We start from the raw sequence: 12917 nt of genomic DNA, 5'->3' as shown, positions 1-12917 counted from the left end.
TTTGTACGTGAAACCCGGGGTTGCGGGATGACGCGCGCTTGCCGGCAGGGCGGCGATGAATCCGCCTGGATTATTTGTATCCCTTCGCGTCAGTGAAATCAGCGTGTTCGGTTTTTGCTCCCTCCAGATTGGCCTGGGTGAGGTTGGCTTCCCAAAGTTTCGCGCCGGTGAGGTTGGCGCCCTGCAGGTCGGCGTTTGAGAAATCCGCTTCATCGAGTTCCGTGCGGTGGAGATCCGCGCCCTTAAGATCGGCCTTCACGAGGGAAGCATGGCGCAGGCGCGCTCCGGCGAGGTCCGCGCCTTCCAGCACGGCTCCTTTCAGTCTGGCCTTACGCAGGTCGGCTCCGGCAAGGGCGGCATTTTTGAGTGAGGCTTTTTCCAGAACCGCCTCTTTCAGATTCGCCCGGCTCAAGTCGGAATCATCCAGAAGGGCCGCCGTGAGGTCCGCTCCTTCCAGATTCGCGTCGCTCAGGTCGCTCCCAGTGAGGTCCGCTTTAACCAGCTTGGCCCGGCTCAGGTGCACACCCCGCAGGACCGCCCCGCGTAACTTGGCGTCGTTGAGCTTGGTGCGGTTCATGTGCGCGCCATCCAGCTTCACGTCATTGAGGATGGCGTTGTTGAGGTCAGCGATATCCAGGACGCATTCGCTCAGATTGGACCCTTCGAGGTTGGCACGGCGCATGATGGAGCCGTTGAAACGGGCCCGCGCCACCTCCGCCCGGATCATTTTCACTTCGGTCATGTCGGCATTGGTGCAATCCACCCGCATCATTTTTGTATTCTGAAACAGTGCGCCGTGGAGTTTCGCGCCCTTGATTTCCGCGCGGGTGAGCTGGGCGTTGGTGAAATTGGTTTCGAAAAACACGCCGATGCTCAATTTTGCGTCGGAGAGGTCGGTGTCTGTCAGGTCCGCCTGCTTGAAGCTGGCGCGGGAGAGGTCGGCTCCGGTCAGATTGGCTGAAGTGGTCACGGTTTTGGAGCAGTCGGCTTTGATCAATTTCGCGTCGACCAGGTTGGCGCGGGTGAGGGTGGATTCACGCAAAACCGCGCGGCGCAGGTCCGCACGCTCCATCACTGAATCAGTCAGGTTGGCCAAGGTCATTTTGGTGTCGTTCAGGATGGCGTCGGTCAAATCGGCCTTGTTCAGGTCGGCGTGGTCGAGCAGGCAATCCGAGAGGTCCGAGTCCGTCAGGCGGGTGCCCACCAGCTTGGAGTTTCTGATGTCCGCGCCGTAAAAAATGAGGTTGGAGAGGTCCAGACCGGAGAGATCCATGTCCCGCAGGTGCGGGGTATCGTCTTCTTCCTCTTCTTCACCCGCTTTTTCTTCTGATTCTTTGGCGCCGGCGGTTTCCCCATTCAAATCTCCTTCGGTTTCATCGTCCCCGTTTTCGGACAATTCGTCTTCCACCTCGGGTTCTTCCTCCTGGGGTTTTCCCTTGTTGCTTTCCGCTTCCTCGGCTTCGCGTTCGCGGATTTCTTTAAGCTGGTTCAGGATGTCTTCGACTTCTTCGCGCGTGAGATCGGCCATGGACTTTTCCCGTTTGAATGCTTGAGAACCCCTGATCATTTGGGGATTCCGGCAGGGTTCCGAATGAAAAACAAGTCAAAAACATATATGAGGACCGGACCAAACGCAAGTGCGGGTTTTGAAAAAATGTCCGGATTCCTCAGAGGCAGCTGTAGCGGTTGCAGAACAGGGTGGTGACACGCCGCAGGGGGGACTCGAGACGGTCCAGCACGGTGTCCAGGATGGCGTCGGGGATGTGGCGGTAAAACGCATGGGCGACCGAGCCGGTGATGCAGGCGAGGGTGTCGCTGTCGCCTCCCAGCGAGACGGCCTTCCGCACCGCATCCTCGAAATCCGTCGATTCCAGAAAGGCGCGCAGGGCAGGCGGCACCGTTCCCTGGCAGGAGACGTCGAAGGAATGGTCGCGCCGCCGGATATCAAGCGGCGTGTGCAGGTCGTAACCGAAACGCGATTCGATTTCTCCGGCCAGCGTGTCTTTGCCCGATCCGCTGCGGGCGAGGAAAACCGCCAGCGCGGTGGCCTGCGCGCCTTTGATGCCCTCCGGGTGATTGTGCGTCACTGACGCGCTTTTTTCCGCCTCCAACAGAACGGATTCGATGGAGTCGAAGGCGAAGCCAACGGGACTGACCCGCATGGCCGAGCCGTTGCCCCAGCTGTTGTAGGGCTGGGAAGCGTCGGATTGTCCCCATTTCAGGAAACCCCTCCCGTATCCGGCATCAGGATACCGCCGGAAATAGTTTTTCAGCGTGTCCCCGTAGCCGGTCCCGTTGAAAATGCTGTCGGCCACGGCAACGGTCAACACCGTGTCATCGGTGAAGCGGGAGGTGTCGGTGAACAGTTCGAAATCGACGGTTTGGATGGGGGCGTGCTCGAAGCGGGACCCGATGATGTCGCCTGCGATGGCACCCAGCATGAACGACTCCTTTCATTTTTGCTGCGGGAATCCTTCTCTGGGACGCAGCCTCTGTCCCCTTGCGGAAGGCGGGTGGATGCCGTCGTTATACCATTCTCATGGGGATTGACAAGGCGGCTGTCCATGGAAAGGACCGGACAGCCGAAATATCGCGGCTCTCTGAGGTAGGGCGCGGTTTATCATCGGTTTTGGGATTGCCTTGGTAACCCATTGAAAGTCAGAGGCTTTTAAGGTATGAAAGGATGCGGAAAAGCGTAGAATGTATTTGCCAGCGGAATCCCTTGCCCTTATTCTGAAACAAATCCACTAACCTTATTTTCCGGTACCCATTTGGACGCATCCACCACAACTTCGACCCTGCCTCCTGCCGAAACCGCGCCAGAAAGGGATGTGTTTCCTGTCTGGTCGGCGTTCCGTCTATTGGGTTTCAGCTTCCTTCTTCTGTTTTTCGAAGTGGCACTGATCCGTTTCATTCCGGCGCACGTGCAGGTGGTTTCCTATTTCATTAATCTGGTTCTCATCTCCGCCTTTCTGGGCATGGGCGTGGGTATGATCCTTCAGGCACGCGGCCGCACCACCGTAATCGGGTTCGCCCCGTTGCTGCTGGTTCTGATGGCGGTAGTGAATTACTTTTCCAATGTCTGGGTGCAGGTGCCGCAGGCGCAGGGGGAATATTTGTGGACCACTATGGTGAAGCCCTCGGAAGCCGTGCAGACCTGGGGTATGGAGCCGGTGGTGTTCATCATTTTTATTTTGTCCACAATGGTATTCATTCCTCTGGGATCGGGAATCGCCCGTGAGTTTGACCGGTTCAGACCGCTGGTCGCTTATTCGATCAACATCCTGGGAAGCCTGCTGGGCCTGGCGGTGTTTTCCCTGTTCAGTTGGTTATCCATGCCGCCTCTCGTCTGGTTTGCCTTCGGCTCCGTGTATTTCGCCGCCTTGTGCGTGGACAACCGCCGGGTGCTGGCTTCGACCCTGTGCCTGCCGGTGGTGCTGTTTCTGGTTTACAGTTTGGGACACAACGGGAAGAACGGGGGGGAACTGTGGTCTCCTTATTACAAAATAAATTACTCCGTTCACGAAGATCATTTTGATCTGTCCGTGAATGGTTCATTCCATCAACACGCGCTGAATTTTTCGGATGAGGCTGTGGCCCGGTCTCCCTATAACAAAAGGGCAATGCAGGATTTCTCTGCGCCTTACCACTTTGCCAGATCCGTGGAACGGGTGCTCGTGCTGGGAGCGGGCACGGGAAACGATGTGACCATCGCACTTCGCCAGGGAGCAAAGCATGTGGATGCGGTGGAGATCGACCGCGAGATCCTGCGCCTCGGCAAACAGCATCATTTCCAGAAACCGTATGCGGACCCCCGGGTCAAGGTGCACAACGACGACGCGCGGGCGTTCCTGAAAAAAAGTAAAGAGAAATACGACGTCATTGTGCTGGGAACGCTGGACAGCCAGACGCTTCTGTCCAGCATGTCGTCGGTGCGACTCGACAATTACGTGTACACGCGCGAATCGTTTGAGTCCATCCGCGATCATCTCAAGCCGGGCGGGGTGCTGATTCTCTACCATTTGTCCGGCAAGTTTTTCATCGCGGAAAAAATATATACCACATTAATGGAAGTGTTCCGCGAACAACCGCTCATGCGTTACATCCAACCCGCGCACCTGTTCAATTTCACGTTTGTGGCGGGATGGTCGGATCAAATTGACGACAGCTTCTGGGACGATCCGGCCCTCCCCGCCTTTCAGAAAAAGTTCAACGTCCCCATCGGTCCCGATGGGAAGTTGATCCCGAAATACGAGGTTCCGACGGATAACTGGCCATACCTGTACCTGCAGGAACCGAAGGTGCCGAGCCACTACTTCAGTGTCGGTGCGTTCATTCTGGCTTTCTCCCTGGTGTTGGTGTGGTTGAGCGCGGGGGGAACGAAATGGAAGCATCGCCCGGACTGGACCCTGTTCCTGCTGGGGGCGGGGTTTCTCCTGCTCGAAACCAAAAGCGTCACCGAAATGTCCTTGCTGTTCGGGTCGACGTGGCTGGTCAACGTGCTCGTGTTTTCCTCCATCCTGGTGATGGTGCTGTTCGCCAACCTGGTTGTGATCCGCCGCTGGATTGAGAACCGGAATCTTCAATTCGGTCTGCTGATGGTCACTCTCATGATTTGCTTCCTTGCGCCCGTGGAAAATCTCCTGGCATTGCCACTGGCCCTGCAGTGGCTGGTGGGGAGTCTGCTGGTGGCCCTGCCCATTCTTTTTTCCAGTATTCTTTTTGCAATGGTGTTCGAGACGCGCAAGGCGGCGGCCCTGGCTTTGGGGTATAATGTGCTCGGCGCCGTGCTGGGAGGTCTTATGGAATACAACGCCATGCTGCTGGGCACCAAGCCCCTTTACCTGCTTTCCATGGTCATGTATCTCGGCGCTTTTTATTTTCTGCGGAAGGAAGCCACTCCCGCCTGAACGATACCGGACTTTATGCCTGCATCCCTCGAAGACGAACTCGGGGACATACTCGAAAAAGCCCGCGACGGCAAAAACTGGTCGCCAAAGGACCTCGCCGCCGCCACCGGTATGGACCTGCAACGCATCCAGAAAATGGAACGCTACGAGCAGGTGCCAGAGGATGCGGAAATAGATTTGCTGGCGGAGGCGCTGGATCTGGATGCCGCCTGCCTCCGTGCCATCTCGCACGAGGCCTGGTCCCCGAAACTGCCAAAGAATGATCCCGCCCTGGACCTCACCTGCCTCAATGTGTTCATGGGGCTGTACCCGGTAAAATGCTACCTCATCCGCTGCCCCGAAACCGGTGAGTCCGCGGTGGTGGACACCGGAGCCAGCCCGGATGCCCTCATTCAGAAAGCAAACGAGCTCAAGCTCAAGCCATCGAAGATTCTGCTCACGCACGCGCACCCGGACCATGCCGGGGGGCTCGACAAGCTGGACCGGGCTTTCTCCTGCCCTTCCTTCATCCACGAAAAGGAACTGCGGCCGCGCGGCAGCCGCAACCTTCAATTCGTTAATGACGGCGACGTGTTGGAAGTGGGAAACATGAAGGTGGAGGTTGTGTTCACCCCCGGTCATACTGCGGGCGGTGTGTCCTACAAAATTAACGACACCGTTTTCTCCGGTGACTGCATTTTCGCCGGGTCGATGGGCCGCGCCAACGCCTCCTGGCCGGGGTTGTACCGTTCTATCACCGAACGCCTGCTGGTGTACCCGGATGCCACCCGACTGCACCCCGGGCACGGTCCCGCCACCACCGTCGGCGAGGAAAAACGCCACAATCCCTTCTTTTGCGGCAAGGTGTGAGCCTTCCTGATTGGGGCCCTCCTCTTTAGCAGGCTCCTCCGGATTCCCAGAGTTTTCTTGAAAATCCGCCATGCCGCCCCCATATTGGAAGCATGGATCCAGAGAAGGTGAATTACCACTATTGCGACGATCTCCCCACCCGGTCTCTGCCCGCGGGCACACTCATACTCGTTACCGGTGCCAATGGGTACGTGGCCAAGAGACTGGTGCCGGAGTTGCTGTACCGTGGCTACCGGGTGCGGTGCATGATGCGCAACCGCGTGCTGACGCCCCTTCTGGAACACCCCAACCTGGAGTACGTGTATGCGGATGCGCTCGATAAGGACAGCCTGAACGAGGCCCTGCGCGGGGTGCATACAGCGTATTACCTAATCCACAGCCTGCGCCTGGAAAAAAGGAAATTCGCACAGGCGGAAAAAGTGTCGGCGCAGAATTTCAAAGAAGCGGCTGAGGAAAACCGCATTCAAAAGATCATCTACCTGGGCGGGCTGGGCGAGGACTGCAAACAGATTTCCTGGCATCTGAAAAGCCGCATGGAAGTGGGCCAAATCCTCTCCGAGGCCAGCATGACCGTGGTGCACCTGCGGGCGGCGATCATCATCGGAACTGGAAGCGCTTCCTACGAGCTATTGAAGTCGATGATTTTGCACATGCGCTGGATTCCCTTTCTTCCGGAATTCAACTCTCTGTGCCAGCCCATCGCCATTCGTGATGTCATCAAGTATCTGGTGGGGGTACTGGAAACCCATGAAATCGAAACCGGGCAGTATCCCATTGGTGGACGCGACACCATGTCGTACCGGGAGATGGTCCTTCGCTTTGCCGGATTGTACGACCGCCGCGTCCGGTTTTTCGATGTGTCCTGGGTGCCGGTCCCGGTCAACATGCTGTGCCGGATTTTTTCCTTCTACCTGCACCTGTTCATCTCCGTGCCGGTCAACATCACCTGCCTTCTGCTGGAAAGCCTGCGTACCGATGTGATCGTGACCGATGATACCATTCGCGGGATCGTGCCGTTTGAGCCGCTGGATTTCGACACCGCGGTGCGCTGGGCGTTTGAAAAGGAACAAAGCTCGCGCGTGTTTTCGCACTGGAGCGATGTGCCGCCGGAAGACATGGCCGATCTCATGCCGCTGGCCCAGTACGAATCGGCGCATTTCCTGTTCGATGAACACGAGCGAAAAATTCCCGCAAATTTGGAGCAAACCTTCCAGATGGTGTGCCGCATCGGAGGGCCTTACGGCTGGTTGCACGGCAACCTGTTGTGGGAGATCCGGGGGTTCATCGACCGCCTGCTGGGAGGGGTTGGGCTGAAGCGGGGACGGCGTGACCCGTTTGACCTGTGTGTCGGCGACTCGGTCGATTTCTGGCGGGTGGAAAAGCTGGAGCCCTGCAAGGAACTCCTGCTTCGGGCGGAGTTGATATCACCCGGTTACTCCTGGTTGCAGTTTTTGCTGGAACCGGCGGAATCGGGCCAAACCCGCCTCATCCTCCGTGCTCATTTCATCCCAAAGCCCTTCTGGGGCCATCTGTACTGGTACACGCTTTCCCGTTTCCACACTTATATTTTCCGCGGCATGCTCAATCATTTTGAACGCGAAGCCCGGTTGACCGATTCCTTTGGCCGCACCCCGCTCGAAGATGCGAAGGGCGCTGCCAGCGGGCAAATGCCCGAAAAAGAAACCTCAGTCTAAGGTTGTTGCAACCCAGTGGCTGTGCTATCCTCACCCATATAAAAGTGTGCAGGTAATTATGAAGCGGTTTGTTTTTTATACCATTATATTGGTCCTGGGTGTTTCCCTGACAGGGTGCCCCCAATCCAACTCCCAACCCCAGAAACGCATTCCCCCGCTGTTCATGATCAATGCGGTGTATGACACGGGGAAAGAACCGTCCTACCTGGTGACGGACGATTTCGATGCGGACGGTCATCTTGACCTCGTGGTGCTCAACAGCGGGGAACACAACCTGTCTTACCTGAAGGGAAAGGGAGATGGCACCTTTCAGGAAGGCATCGTCATCAAAACCGGTGCCGATCCCATCGCCACCGCGGTCGCCGATTTCAACAACGACAGGTTGAAGGACCTGGCGATCCTCAATTATCAGGATGGCACTCTGCACATCCTGCTGAACTCCGGCGGCGGCAGTTTCCGCAACACGGGCAGCATCATCAAGCCGGGGCGTATCCCGATCAACCTGACGACGGACGATTTCAACGGAGACGGGTTGCCGGACCTCATGGTTTCCCTGCGCTTCCACAAGGTGGTGTACCTGGAGGGCAAGGGCAACGGCGTGTTCGCCGAACCGGTGGAGATTGCGGTGCGGGGTCAGCCGACCGGTGTGATTTCCGGAGATTACAACAAGGACGGGTTTCGGGATCTGGCGGTGGCACTGGCGGGTTCCGGCAACACCGGGGTGCAGATTCTGTGGGGAGAGGGCAACGGCAAGTTCGATCCCGGTAAAAATTTTCGCGGTGGCGGTCAGCCGCTGACCATCGCCAACATCGACGCCAACAACGACGGCAAAGTCGACCTCGTGACCTCCAGCAATTCCCTGCATGCCTTGACCATGGTCATGAATGACGGCGACAAGAAGTTCCACGCTCTCCGGGATTTCGCGGCGGGGGAGTTTCCCAAGTTTATTGTTGCGGCGGATTTTTCCGGCGACGGCATTGAGGACCTGGCGGTCTCCAACGCCACCAACGACACGATTTCCGTCACGCTGGGTCGTGGAGACGGGACCTTTATCTATCCTCCCGTAATCCATTACGTGGATGAGTACCCGCAGGGAATGGCGGTGGGCGATTTCAACCAGGACGGGCATCTGGATCTTGCCGTATCCTGCCGGGATAAAAACCTCATCACCATCCTGCTGAAGCAGGGGAAACAACCTTCTCCCTTGCCCGGGCCCACCGTGCAGAAAACCTCCGGCTGAGGGCTTTCCGGGGAAAACATCCCTGTCGATTCCGCCTCAAAAAAATTACCTAAAATACCATGCCAAGTTGCCGGTCCGATTGAGTTTCCGGCCTGATATAATCACCCAAACATGAACGATTCCACCGAACCCAGAATTGAAGAGGAAAAACAGGGCGGCTTTTTTTCTCGGCTCAAAAGCGGGCTGAGCAAAACGCGCGACTCGTTTTCCAAGGGCATCGACAACATCGTGCTCGGCAAGGCCAAGGTCGGGCCGGAGTTGATGGATGAAATCGAGGAGGCCCTGCTCATCGCCGATGCCGGTATGAACTCGACAAGCAGGATTCTTGGCGAGTTGAACCACGAAGTGGCGCAAAATCACCTGCGCACCCCGGAGCAAGTGCAGGCGCATCTGAAAACCATCATGGTGCGGTTGTTGAGCGAACACCAGACTCCGTGGGACCTCGCGTCGAAAAAACCGTTTGTGGTGCTGGTCATCGGCATCAACGGCTCCGGAAAAACCACCACCATCGGCAAGCTCGCGCAGAAATGGTCGATGGAGGGCAAGAAGGTCCTGCTTGCCGCAGGCGACACGTTTCGCGCGGCGGCAATCGAGCAGTTGCAGATGTGGTCGGATCGAGCCGGGGTGCCCTGCATCGCGCAGAAACATGGAGCCGACCCCTCCGCTGTGGCGTTCGATGCGGTGCAGGCGGGTATCGCGCGCAAGTCCGACATCGTGCTTATCGATACGGCCGGGCGATTACAGACCAACACCAACCTGATGGAAGAGCTCAAGAAAGTGAAGCGCGTCATCGGCAAGGTGCAGGAAGACGCGCCGCATGAGACCATGCTGGTGCTCGACGGCAGCATCGGCCAGAACAGCATTTCGCAGGCCCGCCTGTTTCACGAAGCCCTGCACATCGACAGCCTCATCATGACCAAACTCGACGGCACCGCCAAGGGCGGCATCCTGTTCAACATCGTGCAGGAAATGAAACTGCCGGTGCGCTACATCGGCGTCGGCGAAAAAGCCGATGACCTGCAGGAATTCGATCCCACCGCCTTCGTCAACGCCCTGTTCGAGCGTTGAACCTCAGCGCGAAGTTTCGTATTTTCAGAAGTAAAGGTTGAGCGACAGCACACCCTCGTCGGTGTGGCCGGTGCGCCGGTATTCGAGACGCACATCCACATTCTGCGACGCGCGGTAGCGTCCCTGCGCCGTCCACTCGATGACTTCAGAGTCGTGCCCCAGTGGAAAGCGTTTGTACTCGCCGCCCAAAAAAACCCGCCAGTCGCGGTTCAGTGTGAAGAAGGCGCCACCCGTGCCGCCGCCGCCCAGTCGGAAGTTGTCGTCGAAACTGCCGGAGGTCTCCGCTTCGGCCTCGAGCATGGCGAACAGCAGGAACGGTGAGTCGTGTCCCGGCTCGTAGGTGAGGCCCACGCCGGTGGTGCCGCCGAAGGCAAGGCAGTATTCGCAGTCAAAATCCCGCACCCGCTCGAAGCCCAGGTTCACTCTCCAGGAAGGACGTTTGAAGATCGGCTCGAAGGGGGTGAGGGTGATGATGTCGAGCAGTTGAAAACGTTCCACCCGCCAGCGTTGCGATTCGTGATAGTAGCGGTACAGGCCGTCCATCATGAGGATCTGTGAATGACGGTCGTAACCGGTTTCGTCGGCAAGCAGGTCGTGCAGGGCGGGACGGTATCCCACCTCCTGAAACAGTTCGCTGTCGTTGAGCCCGGTGGCAAGGCGGAAACGGTCGGTGCCGTGGCCTTCTTCCGGCGGTGAGGAAAACCGCGTCACCTGGGAGTCTCCCCGCTGGTGATTGAGGCGCGCGCGTTCCAGCAGGATCTCCTGCGGGATGCGGATGGGAGCCATCGGGTTCACCGCGCGGTCCTGCACGTACAGGTATTCGAGGTAATCGAGGTAGGCGTCCAGCACCAGCGCTTTCTGCGGGACGGTCAACGCGCCGTACGGTTTTTCCTTGAGCGCCGATTTGTCGTCCGCCAGGGCGTACAGGACGCGACGTTCCCCGGACTCCATCTGCTCGATCTTGTGATTCATCTTGCTCAGGATGGCGGGACGGTAGAACACGGAATTCACCAGTCCCGGTTGTTCCACCAGTGCCTTGATGGTGTCGCCGGGAATGACGGAGAACACGAAGCCGTCGGTCAGCCGCCATTCCGGGTTGGCCGTTTCCAGCACGGTCAGCATGTGGTAGGAACAGTTTTCCTGGAAATAGTAGTAATCGAATTCAATGTTGCCCAGTTCCCACAGGTGGCGCAGGAGATAGTCCATCTGTTCCGCCGTCAGGTTCAGTTCATATTCCCAAAGGTCGCGGCTTTCCCAGTTGTTGTACTCCTGCACCTTGATCGAATAGGGAAACACCGTGAACGTTCCCGAAAAAAAACCGCCGACCCCCTTGATGGCATAGAGAACGGGATTGTCCGTGTCCGGGTTGGCGGCGTAGTTGACGCCGTAGTTGAGGAGCTTCTTGTAACGGCCGCGCGAATGACTGTCGATGCGGAGCAGGGTGTGACCGAACATCGAGGACGGATTGTTCATGTAGTAGGAAGCGAAAACCAGCGTGATTTTTTCCGGATCGAGCCGTCCGATCCAGCGCTCCAGCCGCGAGCAGGGCTGGTCCGACAGACGTGCTGGATCGAAGTTCAACCGCTCGTTCAGCCACTTGTAGCGGGCCGGGAAACGGCACTGCGGATGCATGACGCCTTCCGGCACGTTCGCCTGTTTTTGAAAGAACGCGAGGAGTGTGGCATCGAGTTCTTTTTGCGGATCGGTCTTGCCCTCAGGCGATAGAAAAAATTCCGGCGCGTCGGCCTCGCTTTCCAGATGGCCCCACCAGTTGGTGCGGTAATGACCCAGCAGACTCCAGCGGCGTTCTTCCGAAAGGTTGAGGGAGCGCGCCCGGTCGATGAGTTCCCGCGCATATGCGGGGCCTTCAGGCTCGGCCTGCACTGTTTCAATGGAAAGGAACCCGGCAAAAGCCAGGAAAACGGCGAATCGAATAAAGAGTGAAAGAGTGAGGGTCAAGGCGGGAAAAATAAAAGAATGCCGGCTCCGGATCACCCGGAAGCCGGCATCCTTGTTCAAGCGGTTTGATTCAGCCGATGATTCCGGTGCAGGCTTTGGACAGGTTGCCGTCCTGGGCCAGTACGCCGTTCAGGTTCATCAGCATGTCTTTGTGCGTGGTTTCGGAGCTGGTGATGATGCTGCCGAAATTCTGCTGGGTGACGGTGCCGAAATCGGAAAAGTTCGTTTCCGTGCAACCGTACAGGGAAGCCAGGGTGTTCAGGTTGTCGCCTTCGCCCATGGCCATTTCCTTAACGAGAGTCGAGAAATTGATTGCGGCGAAAACTTCGCGCTCTTTCTCTACCTTGAAAATGCTGTCATTGCAGTTGGAAGTACCGGTGGTGATACCAAACGTCTGGCTACCGAACGTGCCGTTCGTGGTGGAAGCCAGAATCTGGAAAACCGGATCTTTTTGCTTGGACGCATCCTGCCAGACCAGGGAACCCAGTCCGCAACCCGCTTCGCCGTAACCGGCAGCCAGCGCGTTGCCAGAGAAACACATCATCGAGAACAGGATGGAACCCACCAATAGCATTTTCTTCATGGATGATCTCCTCTTGATGTTGGAAATTAAACGCCACCAGAGCGCTGTCAGCGACCCGGTGGGCGCTGCTTGCGGAAATTGTGAAGCAAATCGTGTTGCCGACAATTTCAATTCATGGAGTCTAACACATTCACCTTACCTGTACAACAAATTGCGCCATCCCGGGCAAGCCAAAGTAATTGAAAGTATTGGTTCAATCGGGGGTGTCTAGAATTAACGGAATAAAAGATTGATTTCGGCCTAGTTAAGCTTGCATGCAATTTCACCCTGTTCAGGGAAAATCGATTGTTACGCCAAAAAAATAATTTCAATCCCGTCCTGGAAAAAAGAGGGAAGTGAGCCGGGATTGATTGACCGGGAGAATTCCAAGTTCTGGGAGTTGGGAAAATGGAGGCACCGGGCGGATTCGAACCGCCGATAAGGGTTTTGCAGACCCCTGCCTTACCACTTGGCGACGGTGCCGGAATAAAAAGAGAAAGAAACCGGAAGGGGAAAAATGGAGCGGGAGAAGGGATTTGAACCCTCGACCTCAACCTTGGCAAGGTTGCACTCTACCACTGAGTTACTCCCGCGCATTTTCCATTTTTGGGGAAGTTCCCTGAGAAATTCATTAT

The 12917-nt window shown here is 57.1% G+C and carries 9 protein-coding genes and 2 tRNA genes; 5 read left to right on the top strand and 6 right to left on the bottom strand.

Going from position 1 to position 12917, the window contains the following annotated elements:
* Window positions 1-70 precede the first annotated feature (70 nt).
* Together ACTRW9_RS00440 and ACTRW9_RS00435 are read right to left on the bottom strand one after the other, a co-directional pair.
* A complete protein-coding gene (locus ACTRW9_RS00440) occupies window positions 71-1528 on the bottom strand; it encodes a pentapeptide repeat-containing protein (protein ID WP_442427881.1) in 1458 nt (485 codons plus the stop codon).
* A gap of 139 nt (window positions 1529-1667) precedes the next feature.
* The gene (locus ACTRW9_RS00435) at window positions 1668-2441 is read right to left on the bottom strand and encodes an ADP-ribosylglycohydrolase family protein (RefSeq protein ID WP_442427880.1); all 774 of its coding nucleotides are present in this window, start codon (window positions 2439-2441) and stop codon (window positions 1668-1670) included.
* Window positions 2442-2771: 330 nt separating this feature from the next.
* Here ACTRW9_RS00435 and ACTRW9_RS00430 point away from each other — a divergent pair, with 330 nt between their 5' ends.
* The 5 genes from ACTRW9_RS00430 (at window position 2772) to ftsY (ending at window position 9761) form a co-directional block, all read left to right on the top strand.
* Complete coding sequence (locus ACTRW9_RS00430; RefSeq protein ID WP_442427879.1) at window positions 2772-4910, top strand: methyltransferase domain-containing protein; 2139 nt, start codon at window positions 2772-2774, stop codon at window positions 4908-4910.
* A 15-nt stretch (window positions 4911-4925) separates the two neighbouring features.
* Entirely contained in the window at window positions 4926-5759 is an 834-nt protein-coding gene (locus ACTRW9_RS00425) for an MBL fold metallo-hydrolase (protein WP_442427878.1), read from the top strand.
* Window positions 5760-5851: 92 nt separating this feature from the next.
* Window positions 5852-7453, top strand: coding sequence for an SDR family oxidoreductase (locus ACTRW9_RS00420; protein ID WP_442427877.1), 1602 nt, complete (start codon window positions 5852-5854; stop codon window positions 7451-7453).
* 58 nt (window positions 7454-7511) lie between these two features.
* Window positions 7512-8693: an FG-GAP repeat domain-containing protein gene (locus ACTRW9_RS00415; protein ID WP_442427876.1), complete on the top strand. Its 1182-nt coding sequence runs from the start codon at window positions 7512-7514 to the stop codon at window positions 8691-8693.
* Between the two features lie 111 nt (window positions 8694-8804).
* Window positions 8805-9761: a signal recognition particle-docking protein FtsY gene (gene ftsY, locus ACTRW9_RS00410; protein ID WP_442427875.1), complete on the top strand. Its 957-nt coding sequence runs from the start codon at window positions 8805-8807 to the stop codon at window positions 9759-9761.
* Between the two features lie 24 nt (window positions 9762-9785).
* On the opposite strand, the gene ACTRW9_RS00405 is transcribed toward ftsY, so the two are convergent.
* The 4 genes from ACTRW9_RS00405 to ACTRW9_RS00390 all read right to left on the bottom strand — a co-directional run bounded on the left by ACTRW9_RS00405 (window position 9786) and on the right by ACTRW9_RS00390 (window position 12875).
* Window positions 9786-11780: an Lnb N-terminal periplasmic domain-containing protein gene (locus tag ACTRW9_RS00405; RefSeq protein WP_442427874.1), complete on the bottom strand. Its 1995-nt coding sequence runs from the start codon at window positions 11778-11780 to the stop codon at window positions 9786-9788.
* 10 nt (window positions 11781-11790) lie between these two features.
* A complete protein-coding gene (locus tag ACTRW9_RS00400) occupies window positions 11791-12303 on the bottom strand; it encodes a DUF3015 family protein (protein WP_442426418.1) in 513 nt (170 codons plus the stop codon).
* 388 nt (window positions 12304-12691) lie between these two features.
* Window positions 12692-12765: transfer RNA gene (locus tag ACTRW9_RS00395), tRNA-Cys, on the bottom strand.
* Window positions 12766-12800: 35 nt separating this feature from the next.
* A tRNA-Gly gene (locus ACTRW9_RS00390) sits at window positions 12801-12875 on the bottom strand.
* Window positions 12876-12917: the final 42 nt, after the last annotated feature.

The organism is Nitrospina sp. 32_T5 (assembly GCF_052156635.1).
GTDB lineage: Bacteria > Nitrospinota > Nitrospinia > Nitrospinales > Nitrospinaceae > Nitrospina.
This window is presented reverse-complemented; position numbering and strand designations above follow the sequence as displayed.

Excerpts from the sequence above, each read along its gene's own strand:
- ACTRW9_RS00440 (WP_442427881.1), bottom strand. The coding sequence starts at position 1,528 with ATGGCCGATCTCACGCGCGAAGAAGTCGAAGACATCCTGAACCAGCTT.
- ACTRW9_RS00435 (WP_442427880.1), bottom strand. The coding sequence starts at position 2,441 with ATGCTGGGTGCCATCGCAGGCGACATCATCGGGTCCCGCTTCGAGCAC.
- ACTRW9_RS00425 (WP_442427878.1), top strand. The coding sequence starts at position 4,926 with ATGCCTGCATCCCTCGAAGACGAACTCGGGGACATACTCGAAAAAGCC.
- ACTRW9_RS00420 (WP_442427877.1), top strand. The coding sequence starts at position 5,852 with ATGGATCCAGAGAAGGTGAATTACCACTATTGCGACGATCTCCCCACC.
- ACTRW9_RS00415 (WP_442427876.1), top strand. The coding sequence starts at position 7,512 with ATGAAGCGGTTTGTTTTTTATACCATTATATTGGTCCTGGGTGTTTCC.
- ftsY (WP_442427875.1), top strand. The coding sequence starts at position 8,805 with ATGAACGATTCCACCGAACCCAGAATTGAAGAGGAAAAACAGGGCGGC.
- ACTRW9_RS00400 (WP_442426418.1), bottom strand. The coding sequence starts at position 12,303 with ATGAAGAAAATGCTATTGGTGGGTTCCATCCTGTTCTCGATGATGTGT.